Source organism: Paludibacter propionicigenes WB4 (genome assembly GCF_000183135.1).
GTDB lineage: Bacteria > Bacteroidota > Bacteroidia > Bacteroidales > Paludibacteraceae > Paludibacter > Paludibacter propionicigenes.
Map to the genome: position 1 here is coordinate 2,863,371 of NC_014734.1, position 24,063 is coordinate 2,887,433.

Genomic DNA, 24,063 nt, shown 5'->3' on the forward strand with positions numbered 1-24,063 from the left:
ATGAAAAGATCAATTCTTTATTCTATCATAGCCTTTTGCTGCTTTACAAGCACGAAAGTAATAGCCCAGGCAGATATAAGCATGGCTACTCACTGGTATAACCGGGCTAATTATAATCCTGCCTCTATAGCCAGAACAGAATATATTTATCTTTTCAGCAATGTACGCAAACAATGGGTTGGCGTGACAGGCTCACCTACCGTTTTTAATGTGCAGGCATCTGAGTACATTCACAATCTGCATTCTGCTTTTGGAATTTCTCTGGTTAGCGACAAGATCGGTGCTACGCAGGCTATCAACCCTATGCTCACTTATGCCTATCGTATTTCTAATGAAAAAGACTGGTCGTTATCCATGGGTTTATCTGCCGGAGTATTTTCGAGACAGATTGATGGATCACTGCTGGAAGCCGATAATGTGAGCGATCCGTCGATATACACCTCCATGGAAAGAATTATCAAGCCGGATGCCAATGTGGGAATTGAACTTCAGACATCCCATTTTGTTTTCGGTATTTCTTCGACCCACTTGTTTTCTATAGCTAAAGACAGCAGTTCTTTTTTGAATGCAAACCACCGTTACGGCTATGCTATTTATAAGAATACCGATTCCGAATTATTTAATTTCAATGTAGGATTACAAGTGGTTAACCGCTCTAGTCTGATGGTTTACGAGGGTAATGCTTCCGTACGATTTAAGCATGCCACCGGGCTTAATACAGGTCCACGGGAGATATTTGATTTAGGAATAACCTACCGGTCTTCCCATCAATCTACCTTTCTGTTCGGACTGAATATCACCCAGAATCTTCGTGTAGGCTATGCGTATGATCAAAGCTATTTGACCGGATACAACAAGAACTCCAGTCACGAAGTTATGCTTGAGTATCGCATACCTTCCAAAGCTGCATCCACCTGCATTCAGTGCCGCAACAATGATTACTGGTATTACTAATCCGGATTTATTTGAAATTAATCTTCTTCACTTTAAAGCCCATTTCGAGTAAGATCTCTGCAATCTTCACCCGAAAATCGCCTTGCACCAATATTTCACCGTCGCGCGAAGAACCGCCTGCACCGCATTTCACTTTCAGTAGTTTTGCTAGTTCCTTCAGTTCACTGTCTTTGCCCTGAAACTCTGTAACGAGTGTGGCAGGTTTACCGTTGCGTTTGTCCAGTTCCACGCGTAAAGGCTCAGATTGCCTTTTCTTCTCAGGTTTTTGAGCCGCTTTTTGAACAGGACTTTCTTCCACCTGTGGTACTGTTTTCTTTACTTCGTTCAGTTTATCTCTCCAATCCATGATATTAATTCATAATGCACAATTGTTTAGTTGTCTCTTTTATAGATTCTCTTTTTATGATCTGTCATCACTGCTAGATTCTAATCCATAGGGCTCTATTTCTTCATTGAAAGGATTTAGCTCTTCTTTCAATTATAAATTGTGCATTATGAATTATGCATTAATCTAAAGAATTCCCAGATAATAATTCCACCGGTTACACTCACATTGAGTGAATGCTTGGTGCCAAATTGAGGTATTTCGATGCAACCATCGCATGCATCTACTACGCTTTGTTGCACTCCCTTTACTTCATTGCCCAGAACAACCGCATATTTCATTGCCGGGTTGAGTGCCAGCTCCGGCAACAGCGTGCTTCCTGCGGCCTGTTCTATCGCAAACACCGTATAAGCTTGAGCTTTAAGTTCTTCTAAAGCCTGATGCGTGTCTTCAAAATATTTCCACGTGACTGTATTTTCCGCACCAAGCGCCGTTTTATGAATTTCGGCTTGCGGAGGTGTGCTGGTAATACCACATAAATAAACAGCCTCCACCAAAAAAGCATCGGCAGTTCTGAAAACCGACCCCACATTGTGTAAACTCCTTACATTGTCAAGCACTACAATCAGTGGAGTTTTCGCCTTTTCTTTAAATTCATCCACCGTCAGGCGGTGCATTTCTGTTATCTTAAGTTTTTTCATTTCTATTCAGAGGTAAGAAGGTTAGAGGTAAGGAGTAAGTGAAAATAGCAGTGCAAATTACTTGCCTCTTACTCCTTATCTCTTGTCTCTATTTTGTTAATAAGATTGCCCTTTCTATAATCGTGTCTATTCCTTTTTCCATATCAACAATACTCAAATTGACAGTATAATCGGGATCAATACCAAATTCAGTGTTTTGCATATCGGAATTGAACATGGGGCTTGCCGAAAACCTGACCATCCAACCGTTAGGAAGTTCGCTCGAAAAAGGTAATCCTCCTCCACCGCCTGTTTTGTCGCCTACGATAATGGCGTGAGGGGCTTTTTTCATTCGGTTTACAAAGTCATTGGTAGCACTGTAGGACAAACGGTTGGTGAGAATAATCACCGGACGCTGCCACTGTATAGTTTTATGAGCCGGCGTAATAATTTCTACCGGTGCTGAAAAATCCGAATGACCATTACCCGTTTTATGACGGATATATCCTGTAACTACATCGCTGGTAAAAAAATAGGAAGCCAGTTGTTTCGACAAATCCAGCGAGCCGCCACCGTTATTTCTGACATCGATAATCAATCCGCGGCAGTTTGCAAATGATTTCATGGCATACGCCATATTATTGTCCGAAAAATAATCGGAAAAACTGCCGTAATAAATGTAACCGATCTGATTATTGCTGATCCGCGCGTATTTCAATCCTCCGGCAATCCTGTAATTCTTTCCTAAGTATCTGTCTTTTTCAATAAGATCAGTGCTGAAATTGTCCGGGTAATCTTCAAACCATTTCCAGTAACGACTTCGGTCAAAGCTCGAATACAGATTTACATGACCGTCTTTGAGCTCAGCAAGCATATTACCCAACAAATCAAAGAAAGCAATTTCGTCCTTTATTGCCGGCAACTTCTGATGATATACCGTATAAATAGAATCCCAATTGATTTTTTTATAGTCAAGATAACAATATCTTGTATCGATGATGTTCCACAAAGCCTGAAAATTACCTTCGTAGGTGTTGGGTTGAATTTCGGGCTCACGCATGCACGATGTTATCATGGTCAACACAAACAACAGCACAAAACCAGATCTTTTCTTTACTCCCGTCTTATTCATTGGTGCTGATAAAATTAGGTGAGAGCTTTTTCTTTCTGCCGGAGAAAGATACGACATCGAAAGTAGTTCCAACCATCAGGCTGAACGAGTTTCGTTTAAAAACCATATCGTTAGCCTCATACTTCAGGTGTTGGTAAGCCAATCCAACCTGCCAGGTTGATCGTGCGAAAGGAATGTCTACAGTGAGTTTTGGATTTATGCCGCGTTTGTTGAGTAGCGAACTGAAATGAGTCAATCCGGCATGATTTCCCAGTTCAAACATCTCGTAATACGATGCTCCTGCCAACGGAACAAACATCAATCCTACTACGGGAGTTTCGGCCGAGAGCTGAAGGCGCAATGTCCTTCGACGCAGGGGAAGATCATACCGTATCACACCCGATAGATTGAGATTCGTTGCCATATCCAGATTCACCGGGTTATTGATATTACGGGTCAGATCTTTAAATCCGAAATCAACATCCCAGTTTCCACCAACCAGTATTTGCCATCCCTGTGCCGGACGAAAATGGTATTGCATTCCGAAACTGTAGTTTGCCCCGAAGTAAAGCATCGAAGCCGTTCCCGCCGGATTGTAAGCGATGGCTCCTACCAGATAATACTGATGCTGAATGGAAATATTGTTGTTGTGTAACGACAAAAAGCGGCGACTTTCATGATTAAAATCAAAACCATCACCACTGTAGGTCAGGGGCGACAGATAAGGATCAGTAAGTTGAAGCGAAACATATCCCAATGAATTTGTTCGGGTAGTCACCAGGTATTTATCTGCCTCAGTTTGCTGCCCCACAGCAACCAGATGAGACAAAACAACCAAAGTAACTAAAACCAATTTCTTCATCAGAGCAATGTATTAAAGAGAATTATGCCTGCAAAAATAACAAAAATGTTTGGTATAAGACCTGTATCAAACCGGCTAATCATTATTTGTAAAAACCCGGTTACATATTGCGTTGTGTATATCCTGAATAGATTCAATGTTGAGAGAAATAATTATCTTTGCATACATTTGATTTATTAAGCCCACAAATTATGAAAAAACTGGTTTTTGCCACCAACAACGCTCATAAACTGTCCGAGGTCAGAGCTATACTCGAACCTGAGTTTACCATTATCAGCCTGGCCGACCTGAATTGTAACGAAGACATTCCGGAAACCGCCGATACATTGGATGGAAATGCGCTTTTGAAAGCTCAATATATACACGATAAATTCGGGTTGGACTGCTTCGCTGATGATACCGGATTGGAAATAGAAGCTCTCAACGGCGAACCCGGTGTTTACTCGGCACGCTACGCAGGCATAGAATGCGATGCCCGAAAGAATATGAGCAAAGTATTGACCAAACTGGGAGACAACCCGAATAGAAAAGCCTGTTTCCGTACCGTGATAGCCCTGATACAGGGAGACAAAATCCTGTATTTTGAAGGAAAAATTGATGGACAAATTACCCATCAGCCTCATGGTAACAGCGGATTTGGATACGATCCGATTTTTATAGCAAAAGATTATTTGATGACTTTTGCCCAGCTTAGCGCTGAGGAGAAAAACCAAATCAGTCACCGGGCATTGGCTGTAAAGCAATTGGTAAACTATCTGCAACAGCCCGAACCAACACCGTCAGGCACCAAAACACCCAACTGTGTTTAGCACCTGAATTTCCTGTTTTTCCCCAATAAAGAATGAAATTATGCGTCATACGAATAACAAAATAATCATTATAGGTTTTCTTTTATCGGCAATTTCATTTTCGGTAATGGCGCAGGTTGCTATGGGCAAATGGAGAACACATCTCTCCTACAACAATGTTACGCAAATTGCTCAATCGCCCAATAAAATTTTCGCGGTGAGTCAGGGTGCTTTGTTTTCGGTGGATAAACAGGACGGCAGTCTCTATTTCTATAGCAAGACAAACGGACTCAACGGCTCGGGCATTACCAATATTGAATACAACCCCACCACACAGGAGTTGCTTATTATTTACAGCAACGGGAATATCGATGCATTGGGAAACAACGGCATAATCAATATTCCTGATCTGTACAACAAGCAAATGAGCGCCAGTAAAGCGGTTCATCACATATTGTTTTATCAGAAAAAGGCTTACCTGTCTTGCGACTTTGGCATTGTGGTGTTGAATCTGGATAAAAAAGAGGTGGCTGATACTTACTACATAGGACCAAATGCAAGCCAGGTGGCTGTATTGAATACCACCATACACAACGCCACTATTTACGCCCTCAGCAAATCGACTATTTATCAGGCTTCGATAACAGAACCGCAACTCGTGAATTATGCTTATTGGACTAGCGGTACATCGTGGCCCGGAACAGGTGACTTCCAGGGAATTGTCTCTTTTGGCGGAAAGCTGATATTGCAGCGCGGCGGAAAACTATATAAACAGGAAAATGATAACTCATGGACACCTTTACTTGTCGGCGTAAATGCATTCAACGTTTCAAATGGAAGTTTAGCCGTCTTTACGGACAATGTAACCTATCTGTACGATACGAGCTTCAATGCGAAAACAATCAATAACCTTGGCACAATTACCGATGCTGAATATGATGCCCAAAACAGCACTTACTATCTTGCCGCCAATAGTTCGGGCATCATTTCGTACAAGCAAACCGGAAGCGAAACACCCGTGGTTAATTATTTTAAACCGGTAGGGCCGGCCGTAAACATCCCTTGGGATATGACATTCTCAGGTAAGAAGCTATTCGTTGTACCTGGTGGGCGATGGGCATCGCAGAATTTCACCAATGGAGACGTAATGATGTACGAAGCCGGCGTGTGGACAAATATCTATGCCAAAACCATACAAGATAAAACAGGACACCTCGTCAACGACTTTATGAATGTGGCTGTTGACCCCTTGGACAACAACCATTTTTTCGTGTCATCTTACGGAACAGGGCTGTATGAATTTAAAAACAACACATTTGCCAACTGGTATAATCATCTGAACAGCAAATTGGAAACTGCTGTTGCTAACGATCCGTATCGTTATATCCGATTGGATGGAGCTGTTTTTGATCAACAGGGTAATTTGTTTGTGAGCAATACGAGTGCCGCAGCCGGAATTAAAATTCTTGCATCCAACGGCACATGGTCTCAGCTTACCTATCCGGCTATAGCTTCTAAACCGACATTGGGCAAGATATTGATTTCAAATCAGAATGTCAACCAGAAATGGGTTCTGTCCGTTCGATCGCAACCCGGTATTTTTGTTTTCGACGACAACAAAACCCTGACTGACCAGTCGGACGATAAGGCTATTTTTCTATCGAAATTCACTTACCCCGAACAGGATAAAACAGGGAACACCATACATACCTCACAATATCCCTCTGCCGTGTACTGCATTGCGCAGGATAAAAATGGCGTGGTATGGGTAGGTACGGACATTGGACCGTTTTTGTTCAACAATATCTCGAAGGTGTACAACGATGACTACACCTGCTCCCGGGTAAAAATACCACGTGCGGACAGCACCAATCTGGCCGATTATCTGTTGGTAAACGAACATATCAAAGCCATAGCCATTGATGGGGCAAACAGGAAATGGATAGGCACCGAGAATTCCGGCGTTTATTTAATGTCGGCCAACGGACAGCAAACCATACAGCACTTTACAAGCACCAATAGCCCGTTGCTATCGGATAACGTTCTGTCGATAGCCGTAAATCCTGTTACGGGTGAGGTCTTTTTTGGCACCGATCAGGGTTTGGTTTCTTACCAGAGCGATGCCGCCGATGCGGAAAGCGCTTTTGGTAATGTTTACGCTTATCCAAACCCGGTGCGTCAGGGCTACTCAGGCGTAATTACCATCACCGGTCTGGTAGAAAACACACAAGTGAAAATTACGGATATTGCTGGGAATCTGGTTTGCGAAACCGTGTCGAATGGCAGCCTGGCTACGTGGAACGGCAAAGACGCTAACGGACGAAAAGTAAATACCGGAATTTATCTCGCCATCTGTGCCAATGCCGATGGAACGCTCAGTACCATCACAAAAATTCTGGTAATAAACTAATATTACCAGAATAGCTTGCTTCTTATACTTTCAAATGAATTCTGTCGGTTATGTTTACTCAGACACCAATGTTGTAATACTCTGTCCTTTCAGATTAACACTAAAAGTTCCATTGTTCACTGCAATTTTAGATAAAGCTGCAACGTTCTTTGTAGCGGTTGTTTCATAAGGAGTGAACGCAGTAATGGTTCCGTTTTGAATAGTGATAGGTTGTTTAATAGCGACTACACAACTGTTGACAATTACGATAACCGTTTTATTCCCATTTTTATAAGCACTCATGCATATGCCCGTATAAGGTTCGGGAGTGATATAAACCCTCTTGAATCCGGGTCTTACCCATTTGGAATACTGAGCTAACGCACAACCATTTTTGGTCATTGCTTTATTTTCATTAATTAAATTGCAGATGCTTCCGTTTAATGGTAAAACCCACCACCATACATAAGCATTCATATTGAGGTTCATACACGCATTTATTTCTTTGGCAACCGACAAAGCTACAGAGATATTATTATTTGCATTATCATAATAATGCTCGGTCATCCATATCTTCTTCCCTTTATCAATGGCATTAGTGTACTTAAAGGGGTCTCGTCCGTATAAGTGACCTCCAATATATGATACATTGGCACAAGCAGCCTCATCGTTCAGGGTAGGGTCTGCCATTGTCGGATTAAAATTTAAGCTTTCTCCTATCATCAACGGATATCCTACTGCAGGTGCATTTTCTTTTGCAAATTTTGCTATTTCTTCCCCAGTCCATGAGCACGATTCGTAGTCGGGCTTCCAGTCCGGTTCATTTTGAATGGATATAGCGGTTAGCGTGACGCCTGCATTTTTTATATAATCGCCAAAGCTTTTCAGGTACAAAGCATAGTCAGCATATTTGGTTGGATCTAAAGCCCCTTGCACTACGTTGTTATTGGTCTTCATTGTAACAGGTGGCGACCAGGGAGATGCAAACACTTTGGCTCCCCGTGCGTTTGCTTTCTGGGCATTGGATTTTTCCTGGTCCCAGTACTTGTTAGGGTCTATTCGTAGCCTGCAAATGGACAAACCCATTTGGGAATTATCACTGTTTCCGAATAAAGCATCAGCCTGAGCATCCGACAAAGCGCCATTCCAGGCCGTACTACCACCAAATCCGTCGATCACTTGTTGTTCGTCCGTCAAATTCAATATCGCATTGCCGGCAGTAGTTGAAGGCACAGTGTCATTTACGGTGGGGGGAGGGGTATATATCGGAGAATTTTCTGATTTTGAACATGAAGCAGTAAAAACAATGCAGGCAATCGACAAATAACCAATCAATTTTTGGGTCATAACGCAGTGATATTTTTCTTGTTTATAAAAACTATGATAGTATTAAATCTGAACATGCCAGAGGTTACCCGGCATGGGAAGCCAAAAGTACTATATTTGTTCTACAAAATAAGCATATCAGAGCATTGTTTTTTATAAAATCAGATCGGGGTGTGAAGATCTTGAAAACCCCTGTTCGCTTCTCAAGAATCTAATTATTTTTTTCAATATGTGAGGTGAAGCTTTCCTTTTAGCAAGGCGTAGTCTGGAGACTACGCCGGACATTTAGACACTAAAGAGTTTACTTGCTTGTTTTTTCCAACAGATAATAATAAATCGGTCGTTCGGCGCTTGAGTTTACATAAACAGTGACGAATTTATATCCGTTTTTGCAAAAAAGATTGAGAGCATCTATCATCGAATTGAATTTGACCGATTTGCCGTTTTCGTCTTTTACGCGTGTCTCCTTCGACGAGAATATTTTAGTGGCCTGACCGAAATCAATTTCAATGTCGAATGCCCGACCTGAATTAAGCGCCCTGCCAACAATCTGTAAATACTGAACATTGATGTCTTTTATTGGTATGTCATTCAAAGTTTGCGATTTTACTTCCGGTAATCCAAAATAAAACAGTGCTAATAAGCAAAAAAAAGTTTTTTTCATCCTCATTTATCTATAAAATTTCCTACTCGTATGGCTTTTCGGAATTCGCCACATTTTTTTAATGGTGGTACCTGTTCTCCACCTGTTCTTATTTCTATTGCGGCTTTTTCCTGTATTTGAAGTAGTTTCAAAAGCCCTTTAATTTCGGGGTTTTTCACACCAAAAGTACAATAATTAACTGTAACTAGCAAAATTTTTATTCATTCCACAAACATAAAATTGTGCGTTAAGCGGTCGTAGTTTTTGTTTGTCTATTAATCTATACTTTAAAAGAAATCAGTATATAAATTGTGATTTGGAGTTAAATATATAAACCCTCGTTTGAGATTTAGAACCACATTAAATCTTTTCAAAAAATTATTTCCAAAGAATCCTATTTTATCTGTTGAAGCATCGACTCCTTCTTTCGACATGGATAAATCTGCAGGTATTCTATAAAATGATTTTGCTCCAATGCCAACTTCCGGCAGTAGAACAAGGGGATTTTCATATTCAGACCCATCAGAACCCTGTGATAATGAAGCTCCAATTTTTATTGTCTTATTGATTAATTTATTTCCTATTACAAATGGATATGAAAGGGTAAGTACATTGTCTGCTCCTGTATCCAGTCCAAATAATCCACTATATCTTTTACCTTTTATCCTAATACTACCTTTGATTGACACGTAATTCCCCGGTAAATAAATTTTGAATGCATCATAGTCACTCAAGTCCTTGTTGTATGTTGCGATTTCATAAAAGCGTAATTCATTTTTACTATAATCTATTTCAATTACATGGTCTGTCATTAAGTTTGTACCAAATACTCCATCAAAGCTGGAAGTTCCATACGGAATTATTGTAAAATCAATATTTGATTTAGTAATGTTTCCAAATGCTATCGTGTTGTCTAAAGTCTGACTAACTAAATTAGCCCCATTTGAACCAACATTAAGTGATTGATTGTTGATTTTTAATGGAATTTTCTGTTTTGCCTGTTCATTAATAACCGAACCGTCGGCACCTGTGTCAAATAAAAATTTCAAACTGTCTGAACCGTTTACTTTGCAGTAAAAATATATGGAATTTCTCTCCAACGTAAATGGAATTGTGGCAATAGGCTTTATTTGCGCCCAAATTGAAGTGCAAAAAAATATCAAAGTGATTGGAACTATTTTCTTCATTCTTTGCTGTTATTTTATATCTTGTTAGTGTTGAGTTTTAATCATTCAATTTATTTCAGTCAACGTTCAGTTTTTTTCTACTATGCAGCATAACGAGAGAGCCTAAGCTCTTTTGCCAATTTATTCCCGTTGGTCGCGGCGAACGTTGGTTGCAGGCTTACCTCCCGCAGGCAGGAGCAAAAACTGCTAAATGCACGTCAGCCAGCCAATGCGCATAGGCGGGTGTTATGCGCTGCTATTTTTTGTCGGCAATTAATCTGTATTCTGTAATAACTTTATTACCCGCTTCAAAAAGTTTAGATAATTCAGACTTTCCATTCTGAATCAAAGTCAAATCATCTTCTATATAATATTTTCCAGATTTAGTCAACAAATAGAAATCAACTTTAGATTCATTCGTTGGTTCAATTTTATCAGTTTTTTTTGCTATTGAAATATAATTTTCTCCTATTTTCACAAATTCTTTTGCGGCATCAACTACAGTCTCATGTGCATAACCACCAATGAGAACTTGTCCAGTACTTATATATACACTTGCATCTCCAGTTGTAAAAGAGAAAACAGTAATAATAGCATTACCCATATTCCAGTCCATTGCAATCCCATATACCGCTTTATCATCATCTAATTTCAATTTTAGTTGCTCTGCAGTCACGTTAATTGCCTGAGTTCTCAGTCCAGGATAGGGATTTTCATTAACCTTTGTCACTGTAACTTTCTCCGGTTGAACATATTTCTCACTTGACTTATCCTTGCCTTTACAAGAATAAAATCCAAAAGCGGAAATCAAAACTATCAATCCAATTATCAATCCTGTCGTCATTTTCATATTTTTTTTTGTTTGATTCTTATTTATTACTATCTGTTTTCTGTTTTTTATAGTTGCGCCTAACGACCGAGGCTATGGGCATTTGGCGGTTTGCGGGAGCATTCGCTGTCGTGGAACGACAAAGTGAATCGAAGATTAGCGAGGCTAATTGCAAATCAGCGTAGCTAATGCAGGCTTACCTCCCGCAGGCAGGAGCAAAACTGCCGGAATGCACGTCAGCCAGCCTGTGCCCATAGCGTGTGTTAGGCGTTTATTTCCATTGTTTTATTTTTCTTGTCTCTTTAGTTTCACCAGATTCAATGACAACTTCACAAATACGAATGCTATCATTAAAATCCCAGTCAAAATAGGAAAAATATCACCTATATTTCTTTTCTCGATTGTCCATATTAAGAACTCAAACTGCCATCTGATTGAAATCAATTCGAGTAAACCTAGAAGAATCAAGATAATTTTGGTTTTCACAATATTGGTTCTCACAGTATACATTTCTATTGAACCAAAAATCATAAATCCGACTGTAATAAGCCATGGCAAAAGGAAATTCATAAATGTGAGTTTATGTTCTTGATTTTTACTTTGGTTGAAATAGGAAAAACCTAATTCCATGAGTAAACCAAAGAGACTGAATATAATTAAAATCACCACAATGTATTTTAATATTTTTAGAATTCCATTCATAGCTTTCTGTGTGTTGCGACATTCAATCAAACTAAGTGCTTCCATAACATTATGATTAAATATATGCTTGCAATTATGTTTATCGTCGAAAAGAAATACTTAATTTCTCTTCCAGTTTTATTTCTCAATCCAATACCAAAGTTTGAAACAACCATTGTGACTGTAAAAACAAAGTAAATCATCAAATCCCCGAGTTCAAATCCCCAATATAAATCTCTAAATAAAGCACAGTATACTAGAATCGAAAATGAAAGCAGATAAATAGCATAACTCACAGTCAATGTCTGTTGACCTCTTTTATCTTCGGAAAGTTTACCGAAAGGCATAAAAACAGGTGTAAAAGTCAATAATAATAAAATCGATATAAGAATTTTCATATTAATTCAGCCTTTTATGTCGTCAAGATAACGTCAAATAAGATTTTCTTCGAATGGTTATGCCCAGTCTTTATTTTTTTTACGCTTACACCTAACGACCAAGGCTATGGGCATTGGCGATTTACTCTCGTTGGCCGTGACCGATGGTTGCAGTCTTACCTCCTGCAGGCGGGAGCAAAGCCGCCGGAATGCACGTCAGCCAGCCAACGAACATAGGCGTGTGTTAGGGGGTAGTTTTTTTGTTTTTCATTAATTTGTTGATTGCTTTTTTATAGTTTCTTTCATAATTCGAGTTTTCCAAATGGTTGTCGTAAATTACAACTCCAAAGTCGTGAATACTATCACCTTTAATTTCATAGAACTTAGTCCAGTCTTTTCCTGCAACAGCCGAGCCCTCAATAATTTTGTACTTTGACAGAAATGTCGGGTTTGGAATTCTTTCAAAACCATCTATTTTTTTCAATTTGTCATTCTTCGTGTCAACAGTATACAAATAATAGAACAAATTACTTCTCGCCGACGAATAGTTTTGTATGAGAATGTCTTTTACTTTGTCGTTGTTGAAGTCTTCAAACTTCACCTCCTGAAATTGAAAAAATATTGAGTCTTTGTAAATCAGAGAATATTTTCCTTCTACAAATTTGTACAGAGAGAAAATGGAATTTGACCTTGTTTCGTCTCCAACGTTGTCTAAGTCAAACTTAGTTAAGGTAATTTTGTACCCTTTGTCTTTATAAACAGAGTCGCATAAAATTTCAGTTGTTTCAATTTTGACTTCACTTTTTTGCTCGACAGCTTCTTGTGTCACGGATCGCACCGTTTTCAAGCTGTCAACTTGTGATAAAGTTGTTTCTTGGGATTTTCCCTTGCAACTCAACATTAAAATTGCAGTCAAAAAAACTAAAAACCTTATTTTCATCTTGTCTTTCTTTTTTTTCTAAAATGCCCGCTAACGACCGAGGCTATGGGCATTTGGCGGTTTGCGGGAGCATTCGCTGTCGTGAAACGATAAGGTGAATGCAGGATCAAAGACTGCTAACAGAAATCCTGCCCGCTAAACTTCTAACACCAATCAATATTATTTTTTTCTTATCTAATCAAGAATATATTCAGGGGATATAGAGATGCTCTGTCTTGTATTTTTTGGAAGTCTGGAGACTTTCTTCTAGCTACGACCAAGCGAAGACACTTGGCCGAACAAACTACGCTGAACTAGAGCCTGAGTATACTACTGAAACTAAGGTTGGAACGAGGCTAGCCGTGTGTTAGCAAAAGTGTATTTTCAATTGTTCATGAAATTGAAAAACACGAATGTTCGTCACGTCAATTATTCACTGTATTTAAACATTGAAAGTGATGCTGCATAGCTTCCATAACCCATACCGAAAAAAAGATGATTGTTATACTCAAAGGCAGTTCCACATGAAATTTCATTTGGTAAATTGGCAATTTGTTTCCAAGTATTTGTTTGTTCTGAATATGTGTAACAACAGTTTGTACTGGCATCAAAAAAAGATGTAATTAATTTTCCCCCCACATAATAAAACAATCCATTGTGATAAATAGCTCTTCCTCCTTCAGATAACAGAGGATAAGGAATTGATAGTTTTGTCCATGAATCATCAGCTTCTGTATATCGCCAGAACTCTCTGAGAGATGCATTGCTAAAAATAAAGTATGCTGATTTACTTGATGAAAATGTTGAATAAGTGTATGAAAATCCTCGATAATTAAATGGCATTTTATTGTTTTTTTTCGTCCATTCATTTCTCTCAATGTTATAACACCAAACAGTATTTAGATATATTAATTCATTACCTGTTGAAGCATATGTTCCACCTGCTAGATATAGTTTATTGTTGAGAAAATACACTATAGCTCCATCAGATTTTTTCATTTCGTTCGGTGCACTTGTAATAAATATCCATTTGTTTTGTATAATATCGTAAGCCCACAGTTCGTAATCGGTAAATATGTTTAACAATGCGTATCCCGTGTTATTGATAACTACACCCGTATTTTGATCCCATATCTGTTTGGGTGATAAGTCTAAAGTAGTTAATTCTTCCCAAGTATAGTTTTGTAAATCGAATTTGAATAAATTAATCTTTGAATTGGACACATAAAAAGACTCTCCAATTCCAATAAAAGCATCTTTTCCTGATTGGAAATAAATTTTGGTGCCACCCTTTAGTTTGCCAGAAAAAAGAGAATTAATTCGTTCCCAACTACCCGATAGTTTGTCGATCTGTACTCCTGTGGGATATTTCACGTTGTTTTCAGTTAATTCGACATCATATACCCCTGATGGTATATTATCGGTTATATTCAGTTGAATATAATATTCATATTTCTTTATTTCCGAAGAAATTTCTTTTTCAATATTATTCGGTTTAAATATCAAATTATCACCAAGTTTGATTTTGATTTCATCGAGAGGTAACTCTCTGTTTGTATGCAGAAAAATCACTATAAACTCGCCAGTGCTTTTACTGTATACTGCCTTATCATCTGATGAATAGTAGCTAGGATAACACGTAATCGCATAATCATTAAAATCAATATTTTGAATTTTAATCGTTTCTGTATTACTATAAATTGTATCCTTTTTATTATGATTAATCAGATAAGACCTGACTGAATAGCTTCCTATTGATAAACTGTCAAAATAGGTAGTTTCTTTTGATTTGATAGTACTTAGACCAAATACTTTTTTCCCAATTATTCTATTTAGATCGTTTGTTAACATAACGCCGATTTCATTGATAGTAGGATCGAAAGCCAAATTAAATGTAGATTTGACTTTAATAGATGCTGAACCTGAAATCAATATAGTATCAACAGATAGTGCATGTTTCTCTGAATACTTATTAATGTTTGTCGTAGGTTGTATTTCGTCATTTTTACACGATAAAAAAGTTACAACAAATAGAAAAAGTAATACTCTATATTTACTGACTATTCTCATTGCCTATAATTTTTATATTTTGGTTGTATCTAATTCATAAAAATACTTTTGAATATGATCTTGATCTGTGCCCAATAAATAAATTTTTCTGCCAACTGAGAACCATGCGATTAATTTAATATGGGAGGGACATCTTGGAATCATATTCCACGTACCATTCTTCTTATTAAGATTCCAAGCATAATCGGCACAATATGAAGGCCAATCACTATTTTCACCAAAACCAATAAACACATTTATTCCATCATTAAAACTGGTAAGTTCTAATTCATCATACAGGTTTGGATAATCTGAGTATTCTGCTTCAAAATCCCATGACCATATGTTTTTCGAAATTGAATAGCACCATATCCGATGGTTGGACGAATACTCCCATGGTTCATTAACTCTTCGCGTCCCAAAGTTAATTTTATTGGCAAAATCGAAAGTAAAATAACTGTATACATTACCACCGGCATCTGGTATAGATGCTAGCTTTTCCCATACATTTTCTTTTATATTATATCTTCTAAATTCCCGTACACCATATGAATTGTAATTCTGAAAAAAACCTATATATAACCAATTATCTACAAAATGAAAAAAAGGTTTATTATTAGAATATTTTGACGGGTATATGGTTACCTGTTCCCAAGTGCTTCCATTTACATCTCGCGAATACATAACTCCTTGCGTCATAACATATATTTTATTATTTGCATTAAAACAAAAACTGTTTTCATCCACTGATAATGGCATGTCCGAATTAGACCAACTATTATTATCTGCATCGTAGGTATAAATTTTAGAATTTTGATTCCCGAATAACACAAACCCTTTATTATTATAACCTGTAGCACAGCCTTTGTAAAATGAAAAGTTATAGGGAAAGTTTCCAGACAAGCTTATGTTGCGCCACGGATTGGTTAACGTCCATTTCTGTTCAATTGGATATTCACTCCCAAACATGATTATTTTTAATGTCATCTCGTAACTGAAATGATTCGATTCAAAATATTTCGAAGGTAAAGTGAAATAGATTCCATCTTCGGTTACCGAGTCTGGATTGATTTGATAATCGTTGACAGATATTTTTAAATACGAAGGATTTTTTGTCCTTATAAGATTTGTACCCTCAATTTTTATTTGCTTTGATGCTAGTATTTTTTCAGGCAACAATTTAGTAATTACTGGGGCAATACAACCCTGAGATTCGACAGATACAAATTGACTATACTTTACTTTACCTTGAACTTTGATATAAGCGCGAATGTAGATTATTTTATTTATGGGTAGGCAACTATTTATTTCAAAATATATTTTTTCTCTATTAGTTGGTTTACCCATGACTGATTTTACACAATTATTTACTAATATGGAGTCTTCTTTATCATACCATATCAATCCATATTCATCTACTGCCAGATCAACACAACTTCTAAAATCGAATTGTAGAGATAATCCCTTTTTAGTTACATCAAGTATCTCCGGTTGTGTTAATTCAAACTGTGTCAAATTCTCCGTTTTCACAACCAAGTCATTATTTTGATTACAGGATTGTAAAATAGTGACTATCACAATCGTTAATATGCACAATGGCTTCAAACAACTTTTAATGCAAAATATTTTATTCATCTTATTTTCCTTGTTTCTAACTGTTTCTATATTGCAATTGATTTTAAGATTAAATTGCATGCTAAGTATTTTCTATGTTAGCTAGTATCCTAGCCTGTGCCCATCTTCTCCTGTTGGTTATGACAATTGGTTGCGGTAGCATTAGTTTCGCCGATTTTAGCTTTGCTGATTTTTAGTTCAATTCGCTGTCATAGAACGACAAGTGAATGCGGGCTTGCCTGTCGCAGGCGGGAGCAAAACCGCCGGAATGCACGTCAACCAGCCAATTAACAAAAGCGTGTGTTAGGGGCAATTATTTTTAGTTGTTTTCAAGGTCTAGTTCATCGAAGTCTATAATTTCAGACAATTTAATAAGCTTGTCTAATTGAACTTTCTCCCAAGTTTCCTTAAAAACTTCTTCACTCTCTGCCGACACATTTTGGTTTGTATTCTCTCTTATTTTCTTCTTCTTACTCAAAAAATTAATACTTGTTTCTCTGTTTACCACAGGTCCTCTATTATCACTCGAATCATAACCTATAAGCTCGAAGTACGAATCTTTTAATCGGAAAGTATAACGCCAAAATCCATATCGTCCGTGTCCATAATGTATGCTTAAGTTTCCCTTGATTATCTCAATATAGAGTTCTGGTGCAAAATAAACACCACCATCTTCATTTTCAGACGAAAAACAATTATAGTTTTTAGTTGTCAACTCGAAACTGTTATTCTTGTTGAGTAAAATGATTATTCCTCGTCGGTTTCGGTCAACTTCCTCAGAATTCCTGTTCTTAACAATCATCTTTTTATCTGTTCCTTTAATAATGAGAACACAGTCGGTTAATCCATCCTTATTTAAATCACCCGTAATTTTTTCAGAAATTACGAATCCTTTAGGAACAAAATTAGTCAGCTCTTGTTTTGTCTGTCCGGATATTACAGTCGTGAGAAATACGATAACAGTCAGCATTAATTGTCTCATGTTTTTCTTTTTTATAACTTATGCATAACGACCGAGGCTATGGGCATTGGCGGTTTACTCCCGTTGGTCGTGACCGTTGGTTGCGGGAGCGTTCGCTGTCGTGAAACGACAAAGTGAATCGAAGATCAGCGAAGCTAATTGCAAATCAGCGTAGCTAATGCGGGCTTGCTTGCGGCAGGCAGGAGCAAAACTGCCGGAATGTACGTCAGCCAGCCAATGAACATAGGCGTGTGTTAGCAGCAGTTATTTGTTTTTCATTTTAGATTTGATATAGTCTTCGAGTCCTTTAATTTCGTCTTTTTTATATTCATGATTTGAACATTCATTTGCTTTAGTTAATGCATTCAGTGCCAAATCATACTTCTCTAGCTTAGAATATGTAATTCCCAAACTAAACAACAACATTTTTTTATCTAATTCGTGAATCGAATCTATTTCTAAGCCTTTTTTTTCAATTTCAACAGCTTCGCTATATCTTTCCAAATGATTAAGTACTTTAGCGTAGTTGACATGTACCTTTGAGTATTGTGAATTTATATTCAACACCCTGTCGTAATAATTAATTGCGAGTGTATAATCCTTAAAAATTGCGTAATCAGTCCCAATGTTAGTCAAAATGCATGGCGTATTTGGACAAATACTGTCAGCCTTAATCAACAAAGATAATTCTGTTTTAAAATCATTGTTTTTCGCACTTTCAATGCTTTTTTCGTACAATAATTTCGCTTCTTTGTTCGAAATATTGATAATTTCATCCGAGAATGTCGACGAACTTTTGTCTTTCTGCTCTCGACTCAAATTGCAAGATAAAGTAACTATAACTAGTAGTAATAATGTGATTTTTTTCATAATTCGTCCTCTAAATGGTCCTTCTTTTTTTTCTATAATTGCTACTAACGACTGAGGCTATGGGTAATTGCTGTTTACTCCCGTTGGTCGTGACCGATGGTTTCGGGCTTGCCTGCGGCAGGCCGGAGCAAAACTGCCAAAATGCACGTCAGCCAGCCAATGAACATAGGCGTGTGTTAGCTATAGTGCTATTTTTTTATTACTTCATATCTAACCCATATCGACCCACTATCAAACACATGTGACTCAATATACCTCAATTTATTTGGCAATATTTTAGGGACTTCAATATCTGGTGAATTAAATAGGATAGGCGTTTGAAATCCACCATAAATCGAAGGACTAAAAAGTATATTGATTTCATCTAGTAAATTCTCGCGTATTAATGCCCCGGCAAGTTTTCCACCAGAAGTGGTCAAAATACATTTTACATTCAGTATGTTATAAAGCTTATCAAATGATTCGGTAAGATTTACCTTTTCTTTGCCAGTTATTATATATGGAATTTCTTCCCTTTGTAAAAAAGCTAAATATTCTTGAGGCGCATTATAACTAGTCAAATGAATCATATAGGTTTCAGGATTATCAAAGTATGCTTTATAACCATTACGAAATCTACCACGTCCATCAACAACAGAAGTCCAGGTCCTCCGACCTTCTCGATTAATAATTTTCTCAGGTAAATAATCTTGGTACAACAACTCCCTATTACCTGAGTATTCCGGCAATTCTTTTATCTTATCAATATCAGAAATCAACATATTGCTTCCTTCTAAATAGAAATCAATCTCATGTAAAGATTTCACTGTTTTATCGAAATATTTCCAGTCCTCATCTTTTAAAGTAAAAGGTTTTAATGAATTATCTATTGGTGAAAACATTGTTGAATTTGGCATAAATGAAATTCTACCATCAATTGACGAGCTTACTTGTAATACAACTTTGGGTCTATTCATATTTCTGTGCTTTATTATTCTTTACATTTGGTCTTAACGACCGAGGCTATGGGTATTTGGCGGTTTACTCCCGTTGGTCGTGACCGTTGGTTGCGGGAGCATTCGCTGTCGTGAAACGACAAAGTGAATCGAAGATCAGCGAAGCTAATTGCAAATCAGCGTAGCTAATGCGGGCTTGCCTGCGGCAGGCAGGAGCAAAACTGCCAAATTGTACGTCAGCAAGCCAATGAACAAAAGCGTGTGTTAGGCGTACGGTTTTTTATTTCAATTTTAAAATTTGTTTGTCAATCAATTTTTTCCAAGCAAAAGATCCAACAATTGACAGCAAAGCTATTGCAGAACCAATTTCTCTTAAAATTACATTTTCAATTTTAAGTCCTGAAAATTGTAAGATAAGAACAAGTAAATAATAGCCAAGCCCCAAAATCAAGAATATCCAAAATAATCGATCTATTTCATTTTTTTTGTTAGATTTATACCAGTTTATATATCTATCATTCGTTGGATTCTTCTTCAGTATTTTCGTAAATTCCTTATTTGATTCTTTGTATTTCTTTAGTCTTGCTAAGCAAACACCTTTTAAGAATGTAACACTTTCCAAGAACTGGTTATATCGTTTAGATTGTCCTTTAAGTTTCTCTATATCTTCTTCTATTTCATTCAATACGGTCAGTGCTTTGCTGTAATTTCCAGTTTGATTCAAAGGGTCGGCATAATGGTACATTTTAATCGGAATTACAAACTCAATATCTTCTTTATGTCCGTTTTTCAAGAGATTATTAAAGAATTCTATATTCTCCTCATATTTCTCAATATATTGAATGTTTTCGTATTTCGAGTCGAAAAAATTCTGCATTTTAGTCTTTGAGTTCATATTTGTGTTTTCTATTATTTTAGAGTCGAAAAACGAAAAGCTAGTCGATAGTTTTTCAGCCAACAAGTTTGTATTTTTTTTAAAACTTGCCCCATAACGACCTAGCCTATAGGCATCCTGCAGTTTACTCCCGTTGGTCGTGCCCGTTGATTTCGGGCTTGCTTGCGGCAGGCAATAGCAAACCTGCCAAATGCACGTCAGCCAGCCAATGAACATAGGCGTGTGTTAGGGGCAGTATTTTGTTTTATTTTAGTTCTTTGTCCAACCAATCATTTGCAGTGTCGATTATAATCTTTTTCAATTTCTCTTTTCTGAAAATGTAATAGTAGTCCATTTCTCCAGTTTCATCTTCTCCAATATTTATAGTGTCGTACTTTGCCAAATAATCAATATCTTGTTTGTCGAATAGCATATTTAGAAACTGTTTCTTGGGAAAACCTATTTTAATATGGTTCTTAATTTCAATGCTGTCATCAACTATTTTTGCACATGCAATTTCTAAAGAATTTGCATGTTTGTAAAAGAAAGTCTTGATAAAAGAACCTTTATAAAAGTATTTTGTCACTTTAAAAGTCTCTCCAAAAGATTTATAAGTTTCTCCTCTAAATTCAAAATATGGATACTTTGAAAGTAACGAGTCTTTTTCAATAGAACCAAAGATATTTGAGAATTTTTCTCCTGCACAACAAATACTAAGTGTCTTTGAATTGTTGTCATAAAGCATACTAAATTTATATTCTGACCTATTTGCAATCTCTTTCAGTTTCTTACTAGAAAATCCGAAGTCGTGGGAAACTTTAGAAGTCGTGTCGATTACTGCCGATTTTGTTTTTAAGAGTTTAACTATAGTCGTTGTATCAAAATTTCGTCTTACTTCATTTCCTTTTTGTCTTTCAGTGCAACTCAAAAGAGTAAAAAGAAAGAATAACACTAATGAAATGTCTCTGATTTTCATGTCTTTTCTTTTTTTTCTAATATTGCCCCTAACGAACGAGGCTATGGGCATTGGCGGTTTGCGTGAGCATTCGCTGCCGTGGAACGACAAAGTGAATCGAAGATCAGCGAAGCTAATTGCAAATCAGCGTAGCTAATGCGGGCTTGCCTGCCGCAGGCAGGAGCAAAACCCGCAAAGTGCACGTCAGCCAGCCGGTGACCATAGGCGTGTGTTAGCACCAGTTTTTATTTTTTTATTACGGCTCTCAGACTTATTAGTTTTTCTTTCCCTTTTTCAGTCAAAACCCCCATTTTTACTGTTTTGGTTCCTTCATCATTTGTAACTTCAGTGTCGTAATATTTTATCAAATCTAGTAGCTGAAATTGAATTTTCAATGTATCATAAAAGACATTCGAAACTTTTAAAGAAATATGGTCGTCAAATTCAGTCCCAATATTTTCGTTTAAATATATCTCCTTTAAGAATGTAGAAACATGTGATTTAATAGCTGTTTCTCTTTGTGGTTCAATCAATTTTGGAAACATATAATATGCAACTTTATTCCAAGTTAAAATTAGCGATTTTCTTTCTATTTTACGTTTTCCCCATGGTCCGAACTCTACGTCTACAAAAATTTCTATAGATTCATTATCACCAGCTAAGTTTTCAATTTTAGTTTGATTAAATGTAGATTTCTCATTTAGCTGCTTTTCTAAAATTTCAATTCGCTTGTATAATTGAACTACTTCTTTTTCTGAAGTTTCACTATAGGAATCCGCTCGAACCCATCCAATTCTTGGATAATTCTTTTTAGCTTGACTAATACTTCTGCTAACAACTGCACCTAAACCTTGCGGGTTATTCCAATATTTACAGAGTTTTTTCTTTACGTTTTCTTTGAAAGCCTCTAACTTAGCAATTTTCTTTTTGTCTTTTTCTGTTTTTGAACTTGGCAATGAATCAATGTCATCATGTATAAATGAAATAATAGGTATACCTTTACTCAAAGCATACTCATATTCTTTCTGTGTATAGCTAATTCCTTTTTCGTCTTCAGAACCGTACTTTCCAGCTATGATTACAACATAATAATCAGATTCGTCAATCAGTTTTTTTATAAAATCCCATTGAGTCTCATCGGCAGCAGGAAAATACTCCATACCAACAGGAATACAATCAAGTTCCAATAGTGCTTGAATAACTTCAATACGTTCTTCAACAAGGTCTTGATATGTTGAACTCACAAATACTTGATATCTTTTTTCCATTAGTTTTTCTTTTTTTTTAAATTGGTGCTAACGACCGAGGCTATGGGCATTGGCGGTTTGCGTGAGCATTAGCTTCGCTGATTTTCAATTCGCTGTCGCGAAACGACAAAGTTAATGCGGGAGCAAAGCTGCCGGAATGCACGTCAGCCAGCCAATGAACATAGGCGTGTGTTATGCGGTCGTAGTTTTGTTGTTTTCAGTCGTTTAAATGTCCGCCGATAAAATGTAAATTCTATCGCAAACAGTTATTCTCGTTGTCTAAATGCGCTTTCAGCAAGATAATGAGCAAAGTCTGTCGAACATTTTATTTTTCTCCTAATGCTTGTTTACTCAAATCACCTAATATCTCTCCGCTGGTCGGAATATGATAACTACTAAATTTAAAATCTTCGTTTACTAATTCGTTGTATTTGTGAATTGTAGTACAATAATAGTAAGTTTCCGTTTTTTTGTCATAGGCTCTAGAAACATGACTGTTAATTAACGTGTCTAATGCAAAGTAAGCGAGACTTAAAGCTGGTAACGAAGTTCCTTTTTTTCGAAATATTTTCTGTGAAATTTTCAAAAAAGACGAAAAATTAATCAGGATAAACGGCCAACTAAAAATCGTTGCAATTATGCTAAACACAAGCCCCGTCAAATCAAAATAGATTTCGGATATGATTACGATAATTACACTTGTAATAGGTAACATAAAAATTAAAATCTTAAGAAAACTGTCAGAAAAGTTCCAAAATACTTTCAATCTTCTTTCTCCGTTGAGTTTAATGCAAAATATAATACTTTCGATTGCTTCAACATACACTCTTTTGTCTTCAGCTGGATCTTTCTCAAACTTCACTAATAAGTTTTTAAAGTTTGAAAATCTTTTCCCAAATAACTTTTCAAGTTTTTCAATATAGTCGATAATTTCATTTGCTTCATTTGCATTATATTCTCCTGGAAAATGATATAGTTCGTTCTTCTCTGATAATTTAAGCCTTTTCAAATACCCAATATAGATAAAAGGAATAAAAACAAAGAGTATCAAAATACCCAAAATAATATCCCAATACGAAAATAAGTCCTGTTGTATTAACATAAATTGAAGTCGATATAAGTCATTACTTTAAATATTATAGTATTCATTCATTCTCGAAAGTAGGTCGTTAGTCAAAGATTTTTCAACCGTAACTCAGTCTTTTTCTTTTTTTACTATGCCGCATAACAATTTATATCGGCACCTAGGTGACCATATATAAACTTTAGTTTCTGTTTGATGTGCTATTAATTATCTGTTATTGTGTATTATATAGTTTTGTCACTTATTTTGCATAGGTGCTCTTATTTACTTAGGAAATCTACGCTGTGCTTCATTTTATATCTAACTGATCCAATGGATTTTTGATTTGATCGAAACCTTTCACCGTTATATGTGTATATATCTCTGTTGTTTTACTACCAGAAAGCTTTTATCAGCATACTGTTCGCCTTGCTATCTCCTTCGT

At 36.8% G+C, this 24,063-nt stretch carries 22 protein-coding genes; 3 read left to right on the forward strand and 19 right to left on the reverse strand.

The features are described from left to right. The gene (locus PALPR_RS11775; RefSeq protein ID WP_013445861.1) at window positions 1-954 is read left to right on the forward strand and encodes a PorP/SprF family type IX secretion system membrane protein; all 954 of its coding nucleotides are present in this window, start codon (window positions 1-3) and stop codon (window positions 952-954) included. Between the two features lie 7 nt (window positions 955-961). Here PALPR_RS11775 and PALPR_RS11780 read toward each other — a convergent pair whose 3' ends face one another. The 4 genes from PALPR_RS11780 to PALPR_RS11795 all read right to left on the reverse strand — a co-directional run bounded on the left by PALPR_RS11780 (window position 962) and on the right by PALPR_RS11795 (window position 3,932). Further along, window positions 962-1,300 carry a translation initiation factor gene (locus tag PALPR_RS11780; RefSeq protein WP_013445862.1) on the reverse strand — a complete coding sequence of 113 codons (339 nt, stop codon included), beginning with the start codon at window positions 1,298-1,300 and terminating at the stop codon, window positions 962-964. 146 nt (window positions 1,301-1,446) lie between these two features. Continuing rightward, entirely contained in the window at window positions 1,447-1,980 is a 534-nt protein-coding gene (locus tag PALPR_RS11785; RefSeq protein WP_013445863.1) for an RNA methyltransferase, read from the reverse strand. An 88-nt stretch (window positions 1,981-2,068) separates the two neighbouring features. Then, window positions 2,069-3,091, reverse strand: a complete 1,023-nt coding sequence (locus PALPR_RS11790) for a S41 family peptidase (RefSeq protein ID WP_013445864.1) — start codon at window positions 3,089-3,091, stop codon at window positions 2,069-2,071. Further along, window positions 3,084-3,932, reverse strand: coding sequence for a DUF3316 domain-containing protein (locus PALPR_RS11795; protein ID WP_013445865.1), 849 nt, complete (start codon window positions 3,930-3,932; stop codon window positions 3,084-3,086). The genes PALPR_RS11790 and PALPR_RS11795 overlap by 8 nt, the downstream gene beginning before the upstream one ends. A gap of 191 nt (window positions 3,933-4,123) precedes the next feature. On the opposite strand from PALPR_RS11795, the gene PALPR_RS11800 reads away from it, so the two are divergent. Beyond that, a complete protein-coding gene (locus PALPR_RS11800) occupies window positions 4,124-4,741 on the forward strand; it encodes a non-canonical purine NTP diphosphatase (RefSeq protein ID WP_013445866.1) in 618 nt (205 codons plus the stop codon). Window positions 4,742-4,781: 40 nt separating this feature from the next. Next, the gene (gene porZ / locus PALPR_RS11805) at window positions 4,782-7,130 is read left to right on the forward strand and encodes a type IX secretion system anionic LPS delivery protein PorZ (RefSeq protein WP_013445867.1); all 2,349 of its coding nucleotides are present in this window, start codon (window positions 4,782-4,784) and stop codon (window positions 7,128-7,130) included. 54 nt (window positions 7,131-7,184) lie between these two features. Here the strand turns inward: porZ and PALPR_RS11810 are convergent, their stop codons facing one another. From PALPR_RS11810 to PALPR_RS11890, 15 genes are all read right to left on the reverse strand, one after another. Then, window positions 7,185-8,456 (reverse strand): glycoside hydrolase, encoded by a 1,272-nt coding sequence (locus tag PALPR_RS11810; RefSeq protein ID WP_013445868.1) that lies wholly within the window; start codon window positions 8,454-8,456, stop codon window positions 7,185-7,187. Between the two features lie 280 nt (window positions 8,457-8,736). Beyond that, window positions 8,737-9,099 carry a hypothetical protein gene (locus PALPR_RS11815; protein ID WP_013445869.1) on the reverse strand — a complete coding sequence of 121 codons (363 nt, stop codon included), beginning with the start codon at window positions 9,097-9,099 and terminating at the stop codon, window positions 8,737-8,739. A 266-nt stretch (window positions 9,100-9,365) separates the two neighbouring features. After that, window positions 9,366-10,265 (reverse strand): retropepsin-like aspartic protease, encoded by a 900-nt coding sequence (locus PALPR_RS11825; RefSeq protein ID WP_013445870.1) that lies wholly within the window; start codon window positions 10,263-10,265, stop codon window positions 9,366-9,368. A gap of 235 nt (window positions 10,266-10,500) precedes the next feature. Beyond that, a complete protein-coding gene (locus PALPR_RS11830) occupies window positions 10,501-11,094 on the reverse strand; it encodes a hypothetical protein (RefSeq protein ID WP_041620396.1) in 594 nt (197 codons plus the stop codon). Between the two features lie 264 nt (window positions 11,095-11,358). Next, on the reverse strand, window positions 11,359-11,820 hold the full coding sequence (locus tag PALPR_RS11835) for a hypothetical protein (RefSeq protein WP_013445872.1): 462 nt from the start codon (window positions 11,818-11,820) through the stop codon (window positions 11,359-11,361). A gap of 555 nt (window positions 11,821-12,375) precedes the next feature. Next, window positions 12,376-12,960, reverse strand: a complete 585-nt coding sequence (locus PALPR_RS11845) for an XAC2610-related protein (protein ID WP_148226474.1) — start codon at window positions 12,958-12,960, stop codon at window positions 12,376-12,378. 519 nt (window positions 12,961-13,479) lie between these two features. Next, the gene (locus tag PALPR_RS11850; RefSeq protein WP_013445875.1) at window positions 13,480-15,120 is read right to left on the reverse strand and encodes a Kelch repeat-containing protein; all 1,641 of its coding nucleotides are present in this window, start codon (window positions 15,118-15,120) and stop codon (window positions 13,480-13,482) included. A 12-nt stretch (window positions 15,121-15,132) separates the two neighbouring features. Further along, on the reverse strand, window positions 15,133-16,794 hold the full coding sequence (locus PALPR_RS11855; protein WP_013445876.1) for an IPT/TIG domain-containing protein: 1,662 nt from the start codon (window positions 16,792-16,794) through the stop codon (window positions 15,133-15,135). A 238-nt stretch (window positions 16,795-17,032) separates the two neighbouring features. Further along, on the reverse strand, window positions 17,033-17,695 hold the full coding sequence (locus PALPR_RS11860) for a hypothetical protein (protein ID WP_013445877.1): 663 nt from the start codon (window positions 17,693-17,695) through the stop codon (window positions 17,033-17,035). Between the two features lie 243 nt (window positions 17,696-17,938). Continuing rightward, window positions 17,939-18,544, reverse strand: coding sequence for a tetratricopeptide repeat protein (locus tag PALPR_RS11865; RefSeq protein WP_013445878.1), 606 nt, complete (start codon window positions 18,542-18,544; stop codon window positions 17,939-17,941). Window positions 18,545-18,732: 188 nt separating this feature from the next. Continuing rightward, entirely contained in the window at window positions 18,733-19,500 is a 768-nt protein-coding gene (locus PALPR_RS11870; RefSeq protein WP_013445879.1) for a dihydrofolate reductase family protein, read from the reverse strand. A 259-nt stretch (window positions 19,501-19,759) separates the two neighbouring features. Continuing rightward, window positions 19,760-20,374: a hypothetical protein gene (locus tag PALPR_RS11875; RefSeq protein ID WP_148226476.1), complete on the reverse strand. Its 615-nt coding sequence runs from the start codon at window positions 20,372-20,374 to the stop codon at window positions 19,760-19,762. 244 nt (window positions 20,375-20,618) lie between these two features. Next, entirely contained in the window at window positions 20,619-21,329 is a 711-nt protein-coding gene (locus tag PALPR_RS11880) for a hypothetical protein (protein ID WP_013445880.1), read from the reverse strand. Window positions 21,330-21,553: 224 nt separating this feature from the next. Next, window positions 21,554-22,576, reverse strand: a complete 1,023-nt coding sequence (locus PALPR_RS11885; RefSeq protein ID WP_013445881.1) for a DUF4062 domain-containing protein — start codon at window positions 22,574-22,576, stop codon at window positions 21,554-21,556. A 304-nt stretch (window positions 22,577-22,880) separates the two neighbouring features. Further along, complete coding sequence (locus PALPR_RS11890) at window positions 22,881-23,657, reverse strand: hypothetical protein (protein WP_013445882.1); 777 nt, start codon at window positions 23,655-23,657, stop codon at window positions 22,881-22,883. Between the last annotated feature and the right edge of the window lie 406 nt (window positions 23,658-24,063).

What these genes read in the sequence shown, in the direction of transcription:
- PALPR_RS11860 (WP_013445877.1), bottom strand. Translation starts at nt 17,695, where the DNA reads ATGAGACAATTAATGCTGACTGTTATCGTATTTCTCACGACTGTAATA.
- PALPR_RS11795 (WP_013445865.1), bottom strand. Translation starts at nt 3,932, where the DNA reads ATGAAGAAATTGGTTTTAGTTACTTTGGTTGTTTTGTCTCATCTGGTT.
- PALPR_RS11775 (WP_013445861.1), top strand. Translation starts at nt 1, where the DNA reads ATGAAAAGATCAATTCTTTATTCTATCATAGCCTTTTGCTGCTTTACA.
- PALPR_RS11850 (WP_013445875.1), bottom strand. Translation starts at nt 15,120, where the DNA reads ATGAGAATAGTCAGTAAATATAGAGTATTACTTTTTCTATTTGTTGTA.
- PALPR_RS11800 (WP_013445866.1), top strand. Translation starts at nt 4,124, where the DNA reads ATGAAAAAACTGGTTTTTGCCACCAACAACGCTCATAAACTGTCCGAG.
- PALPR_RS11835 (WP_013445872.1), bottom strand. Translation starts at nt 11,820, where the DNA reads ATGGAAGCACTTAGTTTGATTGAATGTCGCAACACACAGAAAGCTATG.
- PALPR_RS11885 (WP_013445881.1), bottom strand. Translation starts at nt 22,576, where the DNA reads ATGGAAAAAAGATATCAAGTATTTGTGAGTTCAACATATCAAGACCTT.
- PALPR_RS11780 (WP_013445862.1), bottom strand. Translation starts at nt 1,300, where the DNA reads ATGGATTGGAGAGATAAACTGAACGAAGTAAAGAAAACAGTACCACAG.
- PALPR_RS11830 (WP_041620396.1), bottom strand. Translation starts at nt 11,094, where the DNA reads ATGAAAATGACGACAGGATTGATAATTGGATTGATAGTTTTGATTTCC.
- PALPR_RS11880 (WP_013445880.1), bottom strand. Translation starts at nt 21,329, where the DNA reads ATGAAAATCAGAGACATTTCATTAGTGTTATTCTTTCTTTTTACTCTT.
- PALPR_RS11865 (WP_013445878.1), bottom strand. Translation starts at nt 18,544, where the DNA reads ATGAAAAAAATCACATTATTACTACTAGTTATAGTTACTTTATCTTGC.
- PALPR_RS11870 (WP_013445879.1), bottom strand. Translation starts at nt 19,500, where the DNA reads ATGAATAGACCCAAAGTTGTATTACAAGTAAGCTCGTCAATTGATGGT.
- PALPR_RS11875 (WP_148226476.1), bottom strand. Translation starts at nt 20,374, where the DNA reads ATGAACTCAAAGACTAAAATGCAGAATTTTTTCGACTCGAAATACGAA.
- PALPR_RS11810 (WP_013445868.1), bottom strand. Translation starts at nt 8,456, where the DNA reads ATGACCCAAAAATTGATTGGTTATTTGTCGATTGCCTGCATTGTTTTT.
- PALPR_RS11855 (WP_013445876.1), bottom strand. Translation starts at nt 16,794, where the DNA reads ATGCAATTTAATCTTAAAATCAATTGCAATATAGAAACAGTTAGAAAC.
- PALPR_RS11790 (WP_013445864.1), bottom strand. Translation starts at nt 3,091, where the DNA reads ATGAATAAGACGGGAGTAAAGAAAAGATCTGGTTTTGTGCTGTTGTTT.
- PALPR_RS11815 (WP_013445869.1), bottom strand. Translation starts at nt 9,099, where the DNA reads ATGAAAAAAACTTTTTTTTGCTTATTAGCACTGTTTTATTTTGGATTA.
- PALPR_RS11825 (WP_013445870.1), bottom strand. Translation starts at nt 10,265, where the DNA reads ATGAAGAAAATAGTTCCAATCACTTTGATATTTTTTTGCACTTCAATT.
- porZ (WP_013445867.1), top strand. Translation starts at nt 4,782, where the DNA reads ATGCGTCATACGAATAACAAAATAATCATTATAGGTTTTCTTTTATCG.
- PALPR_RS11890 (WP_013445882.1), bottom strand. Translation starts at nt 23,657, where the DNA reads ATGTTAATACAACAGGACTTATTTTCGTATTGGGATATTATTTTGGGT.
- PALPR_RS11785 (WP_013445863.1), bottom strand. Translation starts at nt 1,980, where the DNA reads ATGAAAAAACTTAAGATAACAGAAATGCACCGCCTGACGGTGGATGAA.